The sequence below is a fragment of the Heliomicrobium undosum genome, from assembly GCF_009877425.1.
In the GTDB taxonomy this organism is placed as follows: domain Bacteria; phylum Bacillota; class Desulfitobacteriia; order Heliobacteriales; family Heliobacteriaceae; genus Heliomicrobium; species Heliomicrobium undosum.
Map to the genome: position 1 here is coordinate 146,190 of NZ_WXEY01000002.1, position 19,324 is coordinate 165,513.

The window sequence follows — 19,324 nt, forward strand, 5'->3', positions numbered from 1 at the left end:
AGAGGTATATCGGAGTAATAGATCCAAAAAATCAAAAATTTGGGCGAAATCCGGGAGGTAAAAGATACTTCAAAGAGAAAGTAATCTACATCAACCTCCCGGCATACCGGTCACCGCTATCCGCATAGGTTGTTACAATTATCTCCCTTAGAGGTAGATGACCTGATAGAATATATAGCCGGATATCCGAATGAATCGATCGGAGGTAGAGTTGATCATGTCACAATTGCCTGTCGCTTTGCAAGACGCGCTCAAATGCGCAGAACTGATGTTTCGGATGTTTCACTCGGCTTCCTCTATATTGGTCGCAGATACGGAAGTGATCGTGGGAAAATTTGAGGGTTCGCTCAAGACGCCCATCGAACCGGGTCACAAATATCCGGACACGACGGTGCTACGGGAGGCTATCCAGCGGAATACGAGGGTGAAGAAAACGTTTTCCAGGGAGAACTCTCCCTTTGGTGTCCCCTATACATCTATCGGATTGCCTGTTTACGATCATCATAAGAAGATCGTAGGCGCGATCGGGATGACTGCGCCTGTGGTGGCCTATGAAGAACTGAAAGAGAATACGGAAAAACTATACTCTACGCTGTTACATACGACTTCCTCCAGTGAGGCCATTGCCTCCGGGGCCGTCAGGTTCAACGATGCGATGCACGAAATCGTCGGTGAAACGGCGAGAATCAAAAAAGAACTTGGGACGATCGGTGATGTCATCGCATTGATCAAAAAAATCTCGGATCAGACCAATTTACTCGCCCTCAACGCCGCTATAGAGGCGGCCAGAGCAGGCGATGCCGGGAGGGGCTTCGCCGTCGTTGCGGAAGAGGTCCGCAACCTCGCGCAAAACACGAATCACAGCGTCTCCGACATGTCTTCAAAATTGAACAAAATGATCGATTCGCTAAACAACATCGCCTCTAAACTTGAACAACTGGGAGATTTTGCCGAAACGCAAACCGACTCAATCGAGGAATTATCGGCAACGATTTGCACGATCCAGGAAACGACCGATAAAATCGCATCGGCCACGAAGAAGCTAGTGGACTAGAAGGAGTTTTCGCGTAATGACTTTTATGAATTCGGTTATTCTAACCTCGGAGGTGGTCGCATGATTGATCTCCGAGATCTGCACCAACGACGTCTGGAAATGTTCCGACTGTCTCCATTCCCCTTTTTCCTTGTAGCGCTGGTGATCAGTGGGTTCTTGTTCGGTCGTTGTCGGAAATGCTAGCTGCCTCCAGCCACTCCGCAAGGGGTGGCTTTCAACGATTTTCACCGGGACGTTGGATATGCTCATTGAATTGTTTGTCGGCTTCAACGATCTCGTTTTTTAGCTTATTGATTACGTCATCTGGTTGCGTCAACAAGTTCTCGTAGCTATGGAATTCTTTGAGCATCTTGCGGGCTACATTGAGAGGAATCCCTTTTTCCTTCAATTTTGCTGATTGCTCGGGTGTAGGCGCGTTTTTCTTGTCTGTTTGAGCGAGGGAGTACGCGTTAAAGTCTGCATTTGTCCATTCTGAGATATCGACATGCTGGAGTTCAGGATAAATCCCCTTCACCATCTTAATTTGTTGTTCCGATAGTTTCCAGTTTGCTTCGTGCTTCTTAAATTCTTCGCTATCCATATTTTTGATTTTGGGATATGTCGCTTCGGAGAGCACAGCCGGTGATGCCGCTGAACAGGAAAGTCACGGACGCAACAACTACCGCGATTCTTTTCAAAAACCCTTCCTCCTCTAAATATCTCCTAAGCAATTCTATCATCTAAAGTAATTTTCTTCAAATAAGTGTGGCTTTTGAATACTCTGTGGGAACGCCAGAGCCCAGTGTATCACCTAAAAAGTACCGCTTCGAAAGAGTGAAAAAGAAAGAAGAAGCCCAGTGTTTTGAACACAAGGCTTCTTTTTGCGATGACTGATGCGATTGTGTTATTTTTGTGGTGATGGAATCGGCGCCGAAGGGTTTCTGCCGGTACGCAGTTGTTTTAACCAAGGGAGGAGGTAGTGGTCAACGCCGTAACGGTAACTGTATGCTCCGGCAAAAAGCAAGAAAAGCGACAAAAGCATCATCTGTGGGTTCGTGGAAGAGGTGCCGGCCCAAAGAAAGTTTAAGTTCATGGTGATGCCGCCGAGCAGTGCGATGGTAGTAAGGCATCCCACAATCAGCCCTAAACCGGCGAGGACTTCAGCGTAGGGAATCAGATAGGAGAAGAACTTCGCGTTCGGCATGGCGACGGAACTGACGAAATCAGCGTACCAGGCTTTAACTTCGGGGTTGGCGCCTGTTTGCGCTTTTTCCAATACGCCTTTGAAAAAGCCCATGATGGCTGCCGGCGCTTTCTCTCCGGTCCAAGCGGGGTTATTCAACTTGCCCCAACCGCTGGTCAGCCACTGGTAACCCAACCAGAATCGGATCACCGTCCAGAGCGGCGCCAGCTTTGGATTCGAAAACCACTGTTGCATTCGGAAGCACATCCTTCCTCCAGATTGTTTTGCGACAAGTTTGAAAACTGTGAATCCTGGGTTACTTTGTATGCTAGCTGAAACTTGTGAAGATTTCATGAAGTTGCATCCACCTTGAACATGTAATCATTGGAAGGGTATACAAGGAAAAAGACCAGCCAGTGTGCTGGTCTTTTTTTACCCTGCGAGTGTCACTATTGCGGTATGGACAAAAATTCAACCTAATGTGTTACAATAAGTCTAACTATCTACAACCAGAAACATACAGCTCTAAAAGGAGGAAGAGCACCATGGATGTTCTGATCAGAAAGGCTTTGCCAAAAGAAAGCGCCATTATCACGGAGATCTCCTTTTTGTCGAAACAATACTGGAATTATCCGAAGGAATACTTCGAGATTTGGAAAGACGAATTGACGATTACGGCTGAGTATATAGAAAGAAACATCGTCTTCGTGGCTGAGGTTGACGGAAAAATCATCGGGTATGAATCTGTCGTCGAGGTGAAAGAAGACTTTTGGGCCGGGAATGTTTTTGTCCAAAAGGGTTTTTGGTTGGAGCATATGTTTATCCATCCAAGTTATATTGGAAAAGGTATTGGTTCAAAGCTAATCTTTTTTATCAAGACCTTTTGTAGAGAAGCAGGTATTTCTTCTTTAAATATATTTTCCGATCCCTATGCGAAAGGGTTTTATGAAAAGATGGGAGCGATGTACATAAGAGAATCGCCCTCAAGTATCCTGGGACGGACTGTATCTTTGTTTTCACTACAGGTCTAAAAGGGGGAATGGTCGTCAAGTCACTTCTCAGGTATGGCTGGCGTTAAAACTCAGGCTACATTAAAGGTCAAGCACCACTCACCTACCTTAAATTTCACACTGTCGCTTGGTGAATAAAATATATCCAACTAAGCACATAAGCAAGGATTGCCGATCCTGCGCCCCAGATGCTCCATTTGACCAATCCGGGAAGTCTGTCTTTATAGGCTGAGAAAATGGCCGATAAAACGAGCAGGACTATGAGCGAGCTAGTCAATTGAATGGCTATAATGCCAAAGCGATGGAACTGCCAGTCAATCGTCGCTAGGTTAAAGACAAAGAGCAGCAAAGCGCTTATGATCAGGCCGTAGGCGCTTCTATACGTATACAAATGGAGACACCTCCATAATGGATACATACCCGGAACAGATCACTGCAAGGAAGTGTCTTTTTAAACGTGATCGCTCCATTGTTTAATTTAAAATAATAATGCTGAAAATTGCTTATCGGACTTGTCGAGCGCTATTACTTATGGGATAAGTTTAAACGTTAGTTCCTTTGAGAGCGTTTTTCTAACCGCACAGTTGCTAGCTTTTTCAATTACCCATCGCTTTGTTTCCTTAGAAAGTTCACCGACGATATCTATGTTGTATTGGAATTTGGTTTTATTAGCATCGGTTCTGTCTAGATCGACTTTGACTATCACTTTATCGTATTTGATGTTATGGTGATCCATCAACATTCTGGCGCCGATATTCAGGCATGCAGATAATCCGGCGCATAACAGATCATGGGGTCTGAAATATTGTCCTTGTCCGCCTTTTTCCTCCGTCACGTCAGAAAAAACAATTGAAGTTTCATTAGAAATTTCAGTGCAATAGTTGGCGTTCTTACTTTCTGAAACGATCATCATGGCAGACCTCCTTTAATTATAAATTAGATTGATTATTTCAAATCGAATTTTTCGACGCGTCAAAATCTATTTCCTTCAAAAATTGGGCTGTTTTTCAAAAAAAGGCACACTTGCCGAAAGCGATACCGAAAACCAAGAAAGGTCCAGGACGTGCATCCTCGACCTTTTGGAAATCTAACTCCATGATATTGCTTATGAAATTGTTCAATTTGACGCAAGACTTCATTTGGAGAGGCCTATTATTAGGAGACGATAACGTATGGTATCTATTCAAACTGCATCGGTTTCCGATCTTGATTCCTTAGCAGATCTGTACGAAGAATTGGCAAGCAAGACAACAAACGTAGTCAAGATGCGGGAGCAATTCCGCTGGATGGATTCCAATCCCGATTACGTCGTTCTGGTTGCAAAAGAAGGGGAAACAGTGATCGGCTCAGCTATGGGCGTAGTTTGTCATGACTTGGTGGGTGATTGCGACCCCTTTATGGTCGTCGAAAACGTCATCGTGAGAAGCGCCTTCCGGGGAAAGGGAATCGGCAGGAGGCTCATGGAAAAGATTGAGGAAATCGCTGCTGCAAATAGTTGCCAATATATCATGTTTGTTTCCAGGACCGACAGGAAAGGGGCGCACAGATTCTATCAATCAATCGGATATAGCTTGGATGTTGTTCAAGGGTTTAAAAAATTTCTCTAACGAGTGTTGCGCCCTGTAGTTGTATGCCAAACTACATCTTTGAGCCTAGCCAATGGTCGGGAATGCTTATAGAAGGCGGTAACTTGGTATGGATATCGCCATTAGCCGAATTTACCTGAGATTGTGTAATGAAAATACTCCCCGTCAGGTTCGCGCCGCTTAAATCAGCGTCTCTTAAATCGGCGCCGAGAAAGTCACTCACTCGTAAGTCGGTTGCTCGGAGATCAGCGGCGATGAGTATGGCGCCCCTCAAATTAGATCCCTTAAGGTCTGCGCCTCTTAAATTCGCACCGATTAGATTGCTCCCCCTGCTTATATTTCTCAGTTTCCTTTGTTTCGCTTCTTTCCTGACTTTTGCTCTGACGAATTCACTGGTTTGCATAAGCAAGTCACTCACAATGACTCTGTGTTTTGGCACATCAAGCTCTAAAATGGCCTTGGGAGTAAGATCTGTAAGCTGTTCCGTTGCTTCAATCGCCTTCTGCAATTCTTTATGAATCGGCCGAGTTTCTTCAAGGCTCAACGCTTCATTCAAGTAACGGAGCATTTCATGAAGTTGCTGCATGATCGGAAATACATCAAACATTTCGCGAGCTGACTGGGGGTTCTCTCGCCAATCAATTCCGTTGTACGTGAATTGGGAAACCTTCTGACCGGCTCCAAAACACTCATAGACAGTACAGCCTCGAAAGCCGCAAGTTCTTAAATTATTATGAATACTGCAACGATAATCTAATTGCAGATTGCTACAGGGAATTCCCGCCTTTTTGTCAACGGCAAAATCAGCAGATTTAGAATACGGTAACGCTACACAGCACAAACCAAAACAATGGACACAGTCGACAGTAAATTTTGTTAAGCAACGATTCGGAATTTGTTGGGTAGACAAAAACACACTTCCTTACTAGATATCTCGATATATTACCCTTACATAAAAAAGCTATTGGAATGAAACATATATCACCAATAGCATGTTTAATATATCAGATCCTCCGGGTTAGGGCAACGTGTCCCACAGCGGGCGGTCCGCCTGACTTTTTGATTGTGGCAAAGCGACTATAAAGTTTTGTCAATGACAGTATATCGTATGTCCTGAACTAGCACAATTCAAAACATTAAAAATGTATAAGGTTTATAACGCACAAATTGAAAAACCCCAGCCTCAAAGCCGGGGTCAACTATTTTAATTTAATAGACGCAAGTTCATCGAACATCGAATTGAACGGTTCCATCCGGTAAGACTTGACTTGGCATCGCGATAAATAATCCGTTTTTTCCTTCGATCACTTTAATCTCGTGAACTGCAAACGAATCGTCAATTGTTACAGAAGCAAGTGCTTTAACGGAGCCATGGAGGTTAACGCGATTGAACCTGACTTCTGTAATTTTCGTTGAAAACATCTCCCCTTCTCCCGCTGAAAACTACCTTCAACATCATTGTATAACTTTTGAAGAAGGAACACAATGACGTATAAATAATTTAACTAATCTGTTAGCCTGCTTCTCTCAATACCCGTTCTTTTAATTCTTTTGGATAATTTAGCGAATTGGTCGATTCAAGGATCAGCAGCCCGGCTGTATGGCGTAAGCTGTGGAATGTCGTCTTTAGCAGGCCAGCTTCGATCAACAGCTTCTCGAACATCCGCGTAAACACCCTGGGGTCTAGTGGACTGCTGTCCTTCGCACAGAATATCAGGTCATAATTCAGGTACCTCTCCCCTGCCCACTTTTTGTCCTGCTCGATCAAGACTTTGAGGCGTACCCTGTGGCCTAAAATCCATCAATTCTGTACGCTCTGAGCTTGCGGAGGCCTGTCTTAGCCATCTGAACTTAAAAACAGTTGTCACGGGAAAAAAGCCCATTACTTTATCTTATCAATTTAAGAATAATAAACCTGCCTATCGCCAAAAATAATGACACCTTGAATTAAAATATACGACGGAGTTGATATTTTTGGGTACAGCAGTATCCTGGGTCTTGCTTATCTTACCGTGGTTTTTGTTGATACCGTTAAATATGAAACGAGTTAAACGCTTCTTATCTGTTGCGTTCTTCACAACCATAGTCGACACCATTCTTTTCCAAACAGCTGAAGTGCTGAATTGGTGGAATGTTTCAAGTAACGTTGCTTTTCTAACAAGCGTGTCGTCTTTTACTTATGGTTTCTTACCAGTAACTACTATTATTGTTTTTTACTTTACTTATCCAAATGTATGGCTGTTTTTTGGGGTTAACTTTGTGATAGACGCATTACAAGCGTTTATCATCAGCCCTTATGTTTTTATGAAAGTCGGACTTTATCAGTTAAACTCTATGAGTAATTTAGGGCTTTTTTTTCTATTGATTGGACACCTTCCAATAATTTTTCTTTATCAGAGATGGTATGACGAATTTGCCGGAGAAGTGAGTTATTTACCTAAACTAAAACTTGCAATCGCAAAAAGACTTACATCAAACAAGAAGTAGCTGAACAAGCTTAAAGACACCCCACAACACACACGCAAAAAAGCCCAGGACTGCTAATCCTGGACCTGAACTGCTTCATCTGAATTTATACGTGGCGTCATCGCAGGCGTCACGCCAGGCGTCAAACCCCCACCGCAACACTCCCATACATCCAAACAACCCAATAAAATCAATGGTCGGGGCGACAGGATTCGAACCTGCGGCCTCTTGGTCCCGAACCAAGCGCGCTACCAAGCTGCGCCACTATGTTCCTCATTCTAACCCCGCCTACCCGCCACGTCAATGGCTCTCCATTATAACCCACTACTGCTCTCCCCCGCTGTTATTCCCCGTGGCGCCATCGATAGGCGTCTGGATTGGCGTCTGCCCAAAAATCGAACTCCACTCAGCGTCTTGGCATTTTTCATCAACTTTTTTTGTGAGCAGTATGCCGTTCATCTGAGCGAGGGCTTTATCCATATCGTCCACGCTCACGTGGTCCAGGTAGATATCGGCCGTAGTCTGAATGGTGGTATGGCCCAGCATCTCCTGAACTACCTTCAAGGATTTCGAGCTGGCCAGCAGCAGCATCCCGGCAGTGTGGCGCAGGCTATGGAATGTCGTTTTGGGCAGCCCGGCGTCCTTCAGCAGTTTTTCAAACAGCCGCGAGAAGCCACGCGGGTCCAGCGGCGCGCCGTCCTTCTGGCAGAACACCAGGTCGTAGCTTTTATAACTCTTGCCGGCATAAGCCCGTTCCTCTTCTATACGGAGTTTGTGGTTATGAAGGTCGATCATAATGTCCATCGGGATCGGCAGCGGCCGTTTGCTGCGCTCACTCTTTGGCGATTGGAAGATCAGCCGGTTGATCCGTCCACCATTGCCGTCAGGGATAGATACCCGGATTAGCGTCTGCCTCACATACAGGATCCGCTTTTCAAAGTCGATGTCCTGCCAGCGGAGGCCCAGCAGTTCTCCCCGACGCAGGCCCAAACGAATCTCCAGCAGAAATGCAGGGTAGAATCGATGCGTCTCAATCAAATTAAGAAATTGCCGGATTTCCTCAAGTTTCATGACGCGGATATCCGGCTTTTCTTTTTTGGGCAGCTTAACTGCGTCGGACGGGTTCTTCAGCAGCTTGCCTTCCTCAACGGCCTGACGGAAGGCACAGTGGATCACATTATGAATGTGGCGGATCGTCTTCGGGGCCAACCCTCCCCCATCGGCACCGCCGCATTGCTGCTTGACGTTGTACATCCGTTGGATGTCGGAGGTCTGCACTTTCTGAAGGGCAAGCGATCCCAGCGTGGGCACGATATGAACCCTGGCCATCGTTTCGTACTGGGCATAGGTCGTAGGCTTTACGTTGGGCTGGATACATTCGGCAAGCCAATAGGACAACCAGTCCTTTACGGCCATCTTGTTGGGCTCGACGAAGTTGCCGGTGAGGATCGCTGCCTTCGCAGTGATCATCTTGTTGTAGGCTTCTTCGTGGGTCTTGCCGAGATAGTTGTAGCGTTTCTTGTGGCCGGTGGTAGGGTCCGTGTGGAAGAAACGGGCTTCCCAGCGGCCGTCTTTACGGAGGTATACGTTGCCCTCGCCGTTGTTGCGTCTGGTCATGGTGGTCCACCTTCCCTGTGGTTAGTTAGGGTCAGTGGACAGTTTTGATTAGGTTGGGGTTAGGAGTCAAGCGGAGAATAGATAAGATGAGATTTTCAGCGAATAAAACATAGCTATTAATGTATGGAAATTATTTCTTATGATGCTATAATTGTACGTGGGGGTGATTACATGAGAATAGGGAGAACCATTTGGCTTATAGATGCTGCGTATTTATTTAATGGACAAGAATCAGTCAGTAATTCTTATGCATTTGACTATCTAAAATTGCAAAATAAGTTGGAAATGGACGGAAAAATAGATCGAGCATATTATCTAAATTGTACACATGATCCACCGAGTGATAGACAAACACACTTTCATACTTGGTTACAAAAACCTAAACCAGAAGGGCCAAACATTATACCGATACTATATAAATTAAAGTTAAAGGAATATGATTGTCCCCATTGCAAAATGAAGTATAGTTTGCCAGTTCAAAAAGGTGTAGATGTTGGTCTCGCTACACTGATTGTAAGTCTAGGGCACCAACATCAGTATGATAATTTAATCTTATCTTCAGGTGATAGTGACTTAAAAGATGCAATTGTGTTTATGAAAAAAAATCTAGGAAAAAGACTCGAGCTTTGTGTATTTCGTTACGGAATTGCATCTGAATTAGATTCATACGCAGATAACATTTACTGGATAAACGATTTTTATCTCGAAGTAAGCAAAGAAAAAACATAGAAATGAAAAGTTAGGACCGCAGAGATAATTCCGATCCCATATATCGTAATCCCCCAACTAGCGACAGATATAACCTGCATGGAGACGCGAGGGTCTAGCAGTTGTTTCCCAAAGCAAAATGTATATGGTTCGAAAATATATTTATGATTTAGGAGGTTTAATATATGGGATTAAAAGTCGAAATGCCTGAGCTTTTCAAGGAAACTTTGCAACACGGAATAAACTTTTTTGCTGGTGCAGGATTTTCAAAGCTTCCCGATACCCAAGGAAATAAATTACCAGATGCGAAAGAACTTTGTTCGGAGATTTGCACGACTTTTGATTTAAAACATGGGTACGGAAATGATTTAGAAAGAATTTCTACAATTGTTAATACCAAATATAAACAACGTTATCAAGAATTTTTACGAGAAAAATTTACTGTAAAGTCATACAATCCGTTGTATGATCAAATAAACAAAATTAACATTAATTCCTTTATTACTACAAATATTGACAATATTATTCATTGTGTTATGGATAACAGTAATAAATATTATCTAAATAGTTTAACCTATTATGGAGCTACGAAAAGGAGTAAATCAGCACTCTCTTATATACCTTTGCATGGTGACGTTAAAAATATCTATTCAACTTTATATTTTGGAAAATTTGATTTAGCAACAGTAGATATTAGCAATAGGGATCTTTTTGATATAATGATAGCCAAATTGATGGAATGTCCAACGTTATTTATCGGATATGGGTTTCATGACTCTGGTGTTGAACGTGCTATTGGGAGAATATTAGAATCTCAAAATAAAAAGAATATCTGGATACAATGTCTTCCCGGAAATGAAAATATTGAACTATATAGGGACATGAATTGTTACATTATTGAAGGAACTACCGAAGATTTTCTCCAGTGGATTAGAGATGAACTTAAGTCTGAAGAAATTATCACATCAAGTTTTGATTCACCGTTCTTGGCTCAATACAAAGTTCCGACAATAAATGAAGTAGAAGCAGTCCCGGTAAATGAATATTATATTAATGCGAGAACCCATTGGTATAATATTATAGCGAATCAAGCATTCCAAACAAAAAAAATCAACGAAATCCACGAAGCTTCAATAGCTAATAAAAATGTTATAGTTGTAGGAATACCCTTTTCGGGAAAAACAACTGATATGATGCAATTATCTCTTCAACTAAATTCAAATATGAAGCTGGTAGTTAAAGATTTAACACCTGAAATTTCCAAGCATATAATTAATGAGCTTAGAGGAGTTGACGCAACGATTTTAGTAGACAACTGTTCTGAGGACATGTATGCTTATTATCTTTTGGCGAGTTGCCCTAATATCAAGACTATAGGATTTATAGATGAACATTCATTTGAATCCACGAAGCACATTATTAGTGGATTAATATATAAAAAAATAGATATTAGTGAGTTGGATTTAGCAGAAGCCCAATGCATTTATGAAAAAATCCCTCAATCCTTGCGTACTGATAACTTTGCCTATAAAAAAAATAGGCTTGAAAGATTTTCAATGCTTGAAATGATGTCTAATAATGTAAAGAATATAATGACTGAATCAAAAATACAAACTTTTCTTCAAAGAATAAAAGCAACGACACCAGATGCATTCGAGGTTATTAAATTAACGTCTTATCTATTTGTAAATAATTCCGCGCTATCGATTGATATATTGTGTTCTTATTTTAATATTACTAATTACGATAAAATTTCTACGCTATTATCTACTGTAAAGATGTTACTAACTGAAGCTGATATTCGGTTAACCCAAGATGAAGTAGATGGAGAATTTTATTATTTAAGGTCGAATTTATTTTCGCATTACGTTAATAAATTGTTAATGTATAGACATTCCGCCGATTATGCAGAAACTATTAAAAAGTTTGTTTTTAACGTATCACCCTATAAAACGTATAAATACCATGTTTTCAAACGCACTGCATATGATGCGAAATTATTTTATCGCTTATTTAATGATGAAGCACACGAATTGTATAAGAGAATTTACTCATATAACCCCACCGCTTACACTTTACAGCAATGGGCGCTGTACAAAGTTGAACTTAAAGATTACCCTGGTGCATTTGCCGATATTGATAAAGCAATTACTATGGATAGATATAATTTTAGTATAAAAAACACAAGAGCAATTGTTTTGTTTGAAGCTAACAAAGAAATAAAAACTGGTCTAGCTATAACTGAGATGATAGAAGCAATGGATATATTATCCGAATGCTATAGAAGTGATAAACGTAAAGTATTTCACGCTCAGAAATATGCTGAATTTGCCCTTTATTTTGCGACGGTCCTTTCGTATTATGAGTTTATTGATCAAGCAATTACATGGCTAAAAGAGATTTCAAAAGATTTTAAAAGCTATAAAACAAAAGAACTTTTGAATAAATTAATTAATATAAAACGCTAAAATTAAACCAGGGGTTGTGCATAAATAGCTTATACCGAAAATACGATCCTTTTATTGTTGACTTCCTCCCCCACTAGAGCGATGATGTCCACGACCCCACCACCATCGCCAAGGAGGAATTTTATAGGCCATAACCGGTTTCCCGACAAATTAAGATTGAGCTAATTTCGCGAACAACCGTCACTCAACGAACATTCCAGAGGAGGGACTCTATCGACCTTGACCGGCTCCCCACAAAACTAAATCTACCTTGAGCTAATACCGCTAGAATCTCAATCTCAATACGAAGGAGGTCGATCTATGGACACAGCACCGGCACCGCTTGCTCTCTGATAACCGCATACGGGAAGTGTATCTTCAAGGATGGGCTAGGATTGTTGGCGATAGCCCGCTGGCTGAACTGTTTATGGAATGCCATCAGCCACGGTAAGGCCAATCAGGCTGCATCCCCGTTAGGCCAGCAACTCTTGGACAGCACCGGCGACAACTGGCCAAGTGTCCGTCAGCAATAGTCGCCCACATTGTCTGAGGGGAAGTCCGTCCTCCAAAAGGGCAGGCGAGTTTGCCCAGGATACCCGAGGGGCAGTCTGCCATTACGACTGACGGTGAAGTCTGTCCAACCATCCCGAAGGATACGTCTATCCAGATATCAAGCGAGGGCACTCTGATCAACCGCCGTCGCTTAGAGGTCGTGGCTCTCTATTCGGTTATCAAAGAGCAAACCAGCCTCCGTTGCCGGAGGCCGTGTGTCCTTCGCTATTCAATTACGGCTGCTCGGGCCTACTACCCTCTTCCCTATCGGCATTTAGCTTATCGAGTCGCTCATTCATCTTCTCAAGCTGCTTGGCGATGGCGGCCAGCGATCCGAGTAACTGCGGGATATCCCGTTCGAAGAACTTCCTTCCGAAGCCGGTCCTCATGAATTCGTCCATACTGCCCCTCCTTGATGGTGTTTTTTGGTTTGGTCTTGGAGCAGTGTAAGCTTATCTAGACGTCCATGATCAGTAAAGTTAATCTTATCATCCTTGCGCTGGCAAATAAGGGAGCGCGCTATTCCACCGAAACCAGATACGCCCCCAGCAATATCACCAAGCCGCCAACCCATCTGATCGTTGGGATCGATTCCCCGAAGAACAGCCACCCTAGGATAATACCGATTAAATAGCTGGAGCTTTGGGCCGGGTAGGCGACGCTGAACGGGGCAAGCGACAACACTCTGAACCATACCACTAACCCCGCCGTCAGCGCCAGCACGCCCCCGAGTATTCCCGGAGAGGTAACGGTGGCGAGTAGGTTATTCCATTGAAAGCCGCCCATCCGGTCGAGGTCCCACTTTATAAGAACCTGTCCCACCAACAGCATGATAATGTTCAGCCCAAGGAGTAGCCATGCCTGAAGACTCAACGTAATTGCCCCCTTTTGGATATCGTCAGATTATCCATTCCCCGAGGGAAGGGGCAATAGTCGGGTGAAAGCGTTCCGAACATGCCATTCAGTTTTTTAACCGATAACTTTTTGATTTCAGGTAAGACGTGGCTATACGTGTTCATGATTACTGTAATGCTGCTGTGACCAAGAAGTTCTTGGGCCACTTTTGGGTGCACATTCTTCTCAAGCAATTGGGTTGCATAGGTGTGGCGTAAGGCATGAATATTTGTTTTTGGCAAACTCGCTTTGTTTAGTAATACATGAAAAGCACGTGTCAGATTACTCTGGTCCATCATTGTGCCGTTACGATGCGTGACGACATATCCACTGTTTATATATTCATGCCCGTATGTCAGCGATTCCTCTACTTGAACCCGTTTCCATTCTTTAAGGAGGTTTGCAAGCACATCGAACAGGGGAATGTCTCTCTTCCCACTCTTTGATTTGGGTGCTTGAATCACAACTCTTGTTTTTCTTCGACCTTCCGGTGCTTTCAATCTAATTGCTGAGCGACGTATTCGGATAAGATTCTGTGAAAAATCGACGTCGTCCCATCGTAATGCCAACAGCTCCCCTAGCCGTAAACCTGTACCTAGTAATAATGCAAATGCAGTTCCTAATCGATCAGACATAGCTGATTGGACAAATCGTTGCAATTCATCTGTCGACAAAACTCGTATTTCTTTTTTAGTTTGATTTGGCCTACGGACTTTATCAACCACGTTAGTAAGGAGAATTCCTTCATTTACAGCCTGGGCAAATGCACTTCTTGTAACTACTCGAATTAGGTCGACTGTTCGAGTTGATAGACCCGAATTGCGCTTATCACTTAGCATTTTTTGAAAGTGGAAGCTGGTTAGTTTTTGAATCTTTTCTTTCCCTAATTCCGGGACGAGATGACACCGACAAATATACTCATAATTTTCCCATGTCTTTGGACGAACACTTGGTTTGATGTAAGTCTCTAGCCACAACTGAAGCCATTTTTCGAGGGTAATGTCATTGGGTAGAAGAAACCGTTTTTGTTGTAGTTCATGAATAGACTTGTTTTTCCAAGCGAGAGCGTCTTGCATTGTCTTAAACCGTTTTCGAACGTAATGAAGTCGACCGTCTTTCTTTCGACCAATTGTGATCTGAGCATTCCAGTAACCATCCTTGCTTCTAAATACGCTGCCCTCACCATTAGCTCGTTTTTTCGCCATTCTTCCCTACCCCTTAAAAGATTGAGTAGGGCAAGCTTATCCAGTTCTCTATGGAATATGATAGGTGATGGTTGGAGGACCGCCGTTAGGCGATCCTCTTCTTGTTGGGCTGCTTGGTAATATCGTGCTTCCTTGATTTGAGCCGAATGCCCAGCCGCTTTACATCTGATGGCGCCTTACCAATAAACTCGAAAGGAATCTCCCGCCATTGCCGGACCTTCAGTTGATCCTCATTCATAGCCGGGTATTCCTCGTGGCTCACTTTGTCCGGCCGGTTCGTAGAATCCTTCAGGATGAAGTTAGCCAGGCGTTCAAGCTGAATACCGTCAGGAACCTCACCCACCTGTGAGACATACGCCTCAAGCAAATCATCGACTGTTTTGATCCTCCAGGGCACCGGCAGTTTACGCTTCACCAGTTCCGTAACGGCAGCCTCGAATACTAACTTATAATTCCTGTCCGGCGAGAACATGCCCTCATACATCACGCCGCCTCCTCCCTTTCGTTTACCTGGGCGATCCGCTGGATTGCCGTTCGGATATGGTTGCTCACTGCCTGTTGGGAGATGTTCATCCAATGGGCGGCATCTTTTTGCGTCCAATCCCTGACGAAGACCAACTGCATCGCCTGCATCTGACGTCGGTTCAGCCGGGCCTCTTCTATCAGCCGCGCCAGGTCCAATAATAAAACGCTGGCATCGTAATCCCCGCGAAGAAACCGTCCTTCCCGAATATGGTGTAGTTGCGTCAGAAGGGCGTAGATACCATACTCCTGCTCTAACGGATAGGCATCATCAAGCCGTTTCTGCTTGGTGGCCAGGTCAATGACTTTCCCCAGTTAGGCCACTTCCTTTTTCAGACGGAGTAATGCGGCATCGACGAGGTTATAGAGTTCTTGCCGGGAGCCCTCGTTCGTAATCTCGAAATCCACGCAGAACTTATCGACCGTCTGCTCCGTCTCATGGCGGAGGCGAGAATACTTGACCGTCTCCCCCATCGCCTTCATCCTGCGGAGCCGTGTGAGTTCCGATGCCCGGATGCGGCCGATGGTGAACCCCGCCTTCAGCAAAGCGAAGTATTCGTTCCACTGGCGGAGATCGGTGATCACGATGTTATCGTCCGGCCCCGTTTCCTCCTCGATTTGCCGAAGAAGATAGTTCACCCAAACGTCCGGGCTGATTTGACGAAGGGCTTGTCCAACGTCTTGGTAGAGTTCGCGGGGCTTGCCGTTTTGAGCCGCGTCGGGAAATAGGTCATTGCAGACAGCGCGGAGAGCATCCCCCAAAGCATACCGTTGGAAACCGAAGTGGTTTACCAGATAATCCGCCACCGAATCCTTGCCGGCGCGCATCTTACCGGTCAGTGCAATTCGAACTCCTGTCATTATGCGATCTTCCTTTCATTTCTCTTATTGTCGATGGCTTCCCATCGCTTCAAAACCTCGAGCTTTTTGAACAGCCGTTCGTAGTAATAAATATCCCGTCGAGTAAGCCCGTGGACTTTTCGTTGTTCGCCAGGCTTCATTTGTTTGGTGATGCCGTTCATGAAGGTGATGAACAAACGGCCCTCCCCTTCTGCCTGCGCCAAAACCTTGCGATATTCAATGACCTTTCCCAAGCATGTGCTCCTTTCTACGCTGCCCTGGCCCTGGCGACCTCGGCATATTCCTCTTCCCGTTCAATTAAGATGAAGTTAAAACCATTCTTCCGGGCGGCTACCGCTGTACTGCCGCTGCCACCAAAGGGATCGAGGACGATGCCTCCCGGCGGCGTGACCAGTTTAATCAGCCATGCCATCAATTCAACGGGCTTCACGGTCGGGTGATGGTTGCGGCTCTTTACCGGCTTTCGTTCGTTGCCGTCCAGCGTGTACTTGCTGTTGATGACGCCGCGCCCCGATCCCGGATAGGTGCGCCGCTCCTCCAGGTCGATGACGTTGCCTTGCCAGTCGCTGTTGCGATCCTTCTTCGATGATTTCTTGGACAGTTCTTTCGGCGTGATATTGAAGAAAGGGCTGTACCATTCATCGGCGTCCACGGTCACGCAGTTGGCCGGGAAGCGCCCTTCCTCCGGGGGCAGGCCGTCCTCCGTCATGTAGCCCATGACCTCACTGGTGTTCTTCCAACTGTTCGTGTTGTTCTCGACAGGATGGTGCCGCAGCTTCTGCCGTTCCTTTTCGTCAGCGAAGGGGATCCGGCAGTCACGAATGTTGATGGCGCCAGTACCATACTGCTCAACGGTATCGCAGGTATTGCCTAGCAAAGGCTTCCTCGCCAAGATTACCGGCTCGTGTGCGGGTTTTAGCGATGTCCCCCAACCATGCCACTGTTTGGCGAGGTCCGTGGTAGGCTCGGTAATCTGATGAACGATTTTCCCCGTCTGCTCACCGGCAAACAACGAGGAACCATCGGCTCTGCCGTGGCCGTTGCGCTTATCCGGCACTTCTCGTTCGCCGATGACATGCCGTTCCACCCCGGCCCGTTTGTCGAAGGCTTTACTGATGTCCAAGCTTTTGGGGAAGCCGCTTGTGTACAGCCATTCAACGACATCTCGGATCTCAAACCCGGCCATGCGGAGGGAAATCGTCATCAGGTCCTGTGTTCGCGTACCGGAGAAGCACAGGATATGGCCGCCCGGCTTCAATACGCGGAATACCTCATTCCAGATGGCCGGTCCCGGGACAAAGCTGTCCCAGGACTTGCCCATGAATCCGTTAGCTCGGTGGGTGTAGTCCTCACCGGCCATCCATTTGGAGAGAACCTCACGGATATTGGGCTCTTTGGAAAGACCATAAGGTGGGTCGGTGACGCAGGAGTCGATGGAGTTGTCGGGAATGGACTTCAGGATATCCAGAGAGTCTCCAGTCAGAACCACGTTCTTCGGTGTATCTGATGCCAATGGATGACCTCCTTTTATTTCTTAAGCAAAGCTCATTTGTTATAATGGTGACGAGAAGAGTTCTGAAAGGCAGGTGCCTAATGCTCGGGATGTTAGAGTTAACCGTAGGTTCCATCTTTCTAGTCCTTTTACTTGTGTTCGTTAAAGTAGGCATTCCCGTTTTACTTATCATAGGAGCCTACATCGCATATAAAAGGTTCAGTTCACCGGCTGAAGTTGCGAAAAGGCGATATGCCAAAGGTGAAATTACCTTTCAGGAGTTACAGGATATCCTGAGGAATTTAGAAGTCATGAAGTAGCCTCTTTCGCTAACTCGCTTTATCCCACATCGTCTTCGGCAGCTTCCCCACCGTATCCATCAGGAGTTCATAGACGTCCAGGTCCATCAGATCGGCCTGGGCGTTTTCTTTTTGGCTAATCAAATCCCGCAGGGTCGGCCGTTTTTCCCGCAGCTTCCGCATGGCCCGGTTATGGCCCTCCATATGGGGACCGTGGTGTTCCTTCAACGTGTCCCATTTTAGGGGGTCCATGGCGCGAACCGTTTCAAACATAGAAGTAACCACGTCGTGGGTATCTTCTTGGGCACCACGCTCCCAGATACGCTGTTTGAACACATGCTTCACCAGGGCTTCCTCGGAAAAATCCAGCATGAACGGAGGCATCATCACGCCCATGGGGTAAAGGGAGCGGATGGCTTGCAACGGTTCTCTAGGATGATCCTTCTTCATTTGCTTGCACCTAGCAAGCTGTTCCTCCATCATCCCGTGATATAGCCAAGGGTCACGTGCCTCATAGGGAATTACATATCCCCAAGGTTTATTAGCCCGGAAGCCTCCGGCGATCCGACGGTTCCGAAGCGTGTAGGTGATGAGGTGGTCGTAGACCGTTTTGCTCACGCCGATGAAAAGGAAGGTCACTGTCTCGCCACGGATCGGCTCGTAAGAATGTCCTGCTTTGACCATGCCGTTGAGGAACCGATCCGTGTTTCCCATGTCGTCGTACTTGCCGAGGTAAAGAGCTGATGCGAAGGCGGAGGATTTTCGCCCCTTATCGGTAGACCGCAATGCGATCACTCGGCCATGCTGGACCGGCTTGCATCCTTCCTTGACATAGTTCTCATTGATGAACTGCTCCAGATTGCGGAGATCGGTCAGCCGTTCTGGCTCAAGGTGGGTGCGTTCACTCCAGCAGATGGGAGTGAGGTCAATCGTAAATCGGCTCAAGCAGTCTTCCTCCCCTCTGTTCCGGTATGGCCGAATCCGCCGCTGCCTCGTTTGGTTTTTCTAAGGTCTACTGAGTCTGAATAATCTACGCCAAATAAAACAGGTTGAAAAACCATTTGAGCGATCCGGTCCCCTTGAAGGATGCGAAACTGTTCCTCACCAAAGTTAATTAAAATGACGCGAAGCTCACCGGCATAATCAGCATCGATGGTTCCTGGTGAATTCAGCACCGTAATCCCTTCTTTTAATGCCAATCCACTCCTGGGTCGGATTTGAGCCTCCACACCCACAGGTAGCTGGATGCCAATACCTGTCCGAACAAGAACGCGTTCCCCTGGTTCTACCCAAAACTCTTGATAGCCTAAGTTTTTTTCAATGCAATCAATTTCGTCTAGAGGAAACACTCCGAGAGCGTGAAGATCAAAACCACTAGCGTATTCCGTCTGTTGTTTGGGAAAAATGGCCTCTGGGTGAAGACGAATGATTTCAACGTTCAAATCTGTT

At 45.3% G+C, this 19,324-nt stretch carries 23 protein-coding genes; 6 read left to right on the forward strand and 17 right to left on the reverse strand.

The features are described 5' to 3' along the window. Positions 1 to 226 precede the first annotated feature (226 nt). Positions 227 to 1,054 carry a methyl-accepting chemotaxis protein gene (locus tag GTO91_RS18575; RefSeq protein WP_328793713.1) on the forward strand — a complete coding sequence of 276 codons (828 nt, stop codon included), beginning with the start codon at positions 227 to 229 and terminating at the stop codon, positions 1,052 to 1,054. A gap of 214 nt (positions 1,055 to 1,268) precedes the next feature. Here GTO91_RS18575 and GTO91_RS02760 read toward each other — a convergent pair whose 3' ends face one another. Continuing rightward, positions 1,269 to 1,670: a hypothetical protein gene (locus tag GTO91_RS02760; protein ID WP_161254515.1), complete on the reverse strand. Its 402-nt coding sequence runs from the start codon at positions 1,668 to 1,670 to the stop codon at positions 1,269 to 1,271. Between the two features lie 267 nt (positions 1,671 to 1,937). Continuing rightward, a complete protein-coding gene (locus GTO91_RS02765; RefSeq protein WP_161254517.1) occupies positions 1,938 to 2,471 on the reverse strand; it encodes a DoxX family protein in 534 nt (177 codons plus the stop codon). A gap of 290 nt (positions 2,472 to 2,761) precedes the next feature. Between GTO91_RS02765 and GTO91_RS02770 the strand changes: the two genes are divergently transcribed. Further along, positions 2,762 to 3,247 carry a GNAT family N-acetyltransferase gene (locus GTO91_RS02770; RefSeq protein WP_161254520.1) on the forward strand — a complete coding sequence of 162 codons (486 nt, stop codon included), beginning with the start codon at positions 2,762 to 2,764 and terminating at the stop codon, positions 3,245 to 3,247. 508 nt (positions 3,248 to 3,755) lie between these two features. On the opposite strand, the gene GTO91_RS02775 is transcribed toward GTO91_RS02770, so the two are convergent. Then, on the reverse strand, positions 3,756 to 4,136 hold the full coding sequence (locus GTO91_RS02775) for an OsmC family protein (RefSeq protein WP_161254523.1): 381 nt from the start codon (positions 4,134 to 4,136) through the stop codon (positions 3,756 to 3,758). Between the two features lie 262 nt (positions 4,137 to 4,398). On the opposite strand from GTO91_RS02775, the gene GTO91_RS02780 reads away from it, so the two are divergent. Further along, positions 4,399 to 4,833, forward strand: a complete 435-nt coding sequence (locus GTO91_RS02780; RefSeq protein ID WP_161254526.1) for a GNAT family N-acetyltransferase — start codon at positions 4,399 to 4,401, stop codon at positions 4,831 to 4,833. 31 nt (positions 4,834 to 4,864) lie between these two features. Here the strand turns inward: GTO91_RS02780 and GTO91_RS02785 are convergent, their stop codons facing one another. The 3 genes from GTO91_RS02785 to GTO91_RS02795 all read right to left on the reverse strand — a co-directional run bounded on the left by GTO91_RS02785 (position 4,865) and on the right by GTO91_RS02795 (position 6,580). Further along, positions 4,865 to 5,722, reverse strand: coding sequence for a pentapeptide repeat-containing protein (locus tag GTO91_RS02785; protein WP_170294070.1), 858 nt, complete (start codon positions 5,720 to 5,722; stop codon positions 4,865 to 4,867). Between the two features lie 314 nt (positions 5,723 to 6,036). Beyond that, complete coding sequence (locus GTO91_RS02790) at positions 6,037 to 6,234, reverse strand: SpoVG family protein (protein WP_161254529.1); 198 nt, start codon at positions 6,232 to 6,234, stop codon at positions 6,037 to 6,039. 91 nt (positions 6,235 to 6,325) lie between these two features. Next, positions 6,326 to 6,580 carry a tyrosine-type recombinase/integrase gene (locus tag GTO91_RS02795; protein ID WP_161254532.1) on the reverse strand — a complete coding sequence of 85 codons (255 nt, stop codon included), beginning with the start codon at positions 6,578 to 6,580 and terminating at the stop codon, positions 6,326 to 6,328. Between the two features lie 206 nt (positions 6,581 to 6,786). On the opposite strand from GTO91_RS02795, the gene GTO91_RS02800 reads away from it, so the two are divergent. Further along, entirely contained in the window at positions 6,787 to 7,299 is a 513-nt protein-coding gene (locus GTO91_RS02800; protein WP_161254535.1) for a hypothetical protein, read from the forward strand. A gap of 303 nt (positions 7,300 to 7,602) precedes the next feature. Here GTO91_RS02800 and GTO91_RS02805 read toward each other — a convergent pair whose 3' ends face one another. After that, the gene (locus GTO91_RS02805; RefSeq protein WP_161254538.1) at positions 7,603 to 8,895 is read right to left on the reverse strand and encodes a tyrosine-type recombinase/integrase; all 1,293 of its coding nucleotides are present in this window, start codon (positions 8,893 to 8,895) and stop codon (positions 7,603 to 7,605) included. Positions 8,896 to 9,066: 171 nt separating this feature from the next. On the opposite strand from GTO91_RS02805, the gene GTO91_RS02810 reads away from it, so the two are divergent. Continuing rightward, the gene (locus GTO91_RS02810) at positions 9,067 to 9,624 is read left to right on the forward strand and encodes an NYN domain-containing protein (RefSeq protein WP_161254541.1); all 558 of its coding nucleotides are present in this window, start codon (positions 9,067 to 9,069) and stop codon (positions 9,622 to 9,624) included. 164 nt (positions 9,625 to 9,788) lie between these two features. Then, complete coding sequence (locus GTO91_RS02815) at positions 9,789 to 12,071, forward strand: SIR2 family protein (RefSeq protein WP_161254544.1); 2,283 nt, start codon at positions 9,789 to 9,791, stop codon at positions 12,069 to 12,071. A 764-nt stretch (positions 12,072 to 12,835) separates the two neighbouring features. Here GTO91_RS02815 and GTO91_RS02820 read toward each other — a convergent pair. The 10 genes from GTO91_RS02820 to dut form a co-directional block, all read right to left on the reverse strand. Next, positions 12,836 to 13,003 carry a hypothetical protein gene (locus tag GTO91_RS02820; RefSeq protein WP_161254547.1) on the reverse strand — a complete coding sequence of 56 codons (168 nt, stop codon included), beginning with the start codon at positions 13,001 to 13,003 and terminating at the stop codon, positions 12,836 to 12,838. Between the two features lie 118 nt (positions 13,004 to 13,121). Continuing rightward, positions 13,122 to 13,475, reverse strand: coding sequence for an EamA family transporter (locus GTO91_RS02825; protein WP_161254550.1), 354 nt, complete (start codon positions 13,473 to 13,475; stop codon positions 13,122 to 13,124). Beyond that, positions 13,472 to 14,701, reverse strand: a complete 1,230-nt coding sequence (locus GTO91_RS02830; protein ID WP_161254553.1) for a tyrosine-type recombinase/integrase — start codon at positions 14,699 to 14,701, stop codon at positions 13,472 to 13,474. The genes GTO91_RS02825 and GTO91_RS02830 overlap by 4 nt, the downstream gene beginning before the upstream one ends. A gap of 85 nt (positions 14,702 to 14,786) precedes the next feature. Next, entirely contained in the window at positions 14,787 to 15,185 is a 399-nt protein-coding gene (locus tag GTO91_RS02835) for a hypothetical protein (RefSeq protein ID WP_207708961.1), read from the reverse strand. Beyond that, complete coding sequence (locus GTO91_RS17945) at positions 15,185 to 15,382, reverse strand: sigma factor-like helix-turn-helix DNA-binding protein (protein ID WP_235918949.1); 198 nt, start codon at positions 15,380 to 15,382, stop codon at positions 15,185 to 15,187. The genes GTO91_RS02835 and GTO91_RS17945 overlap by 1 nt, the downstream gene beginning before the upstream one ends. Before the next feature lie 156 nt (positions 15,383 to 15,538). Further along, the gene (locus GTO91_RS02845; RefSeq protein WP_161254556.1) at positions 15,539 to 16,084 is read right to left on the reverse strand and encodes an AAA family ATPase; all 546 of its coding nucleotides are present in this window, start codon (positions 16,082 to 16,084) and stop codon (positions 15,539 to 15,541) included. After that, on the reverse strand, positions 16,084 to 16,317 hold the full coding sequence (locus GTO91_RS02850; protein WP_161254559.1) for a hypothetical protein: 234 nt from the start codon (positions 16,315 to 16,317) through the stop codon (positions 16,084 to 16,086). Before GTO91_RS02850 ends, GTO91_RS02845 begins: the two co-directional genes overlap by 1 nt. Before the next feature lie 14 nt (positions 16,318 to 16,331). Beyond that, entirely contained in the window at positions 16,332 to 17,597 is a 1,266-nt protein-coding gene (locus GTO91_RS02855) for a DNA-methyltransferase (RefSeq protein WP_161254562.1), read from the reverse strand. A gap of 308 nt (positions 17,598 to 17,905) precedes the next feature. Beyond that, complete coding sequence (locus GTO91_RS02860) at positions 17,906 to 18,820, reverse strand: hypothetical protein (protein ID WP_161254565.1); 915 nt, start codon at positions 18,818 to 18,820, stop codon at positions 17,906 to 17,908. Continuing rightward, positions 18,817 to 19,317, reverse strand: a complete 501-nt coding sequence (gene dut, locus GTO91_RS02865; RefSeq protein WP_161254568.1) for a dUTP diphosphatase — start codon at positions 19,315 to 19,317, stop codon at positions 18,817 to 18,819. The genes GTO91_RS02860 and dut overlap by 4 nt, the downstream gene beginning before the upstream one ends. Positions 19,318 to 19,324 lie beyond the last annotated feature (7 nt).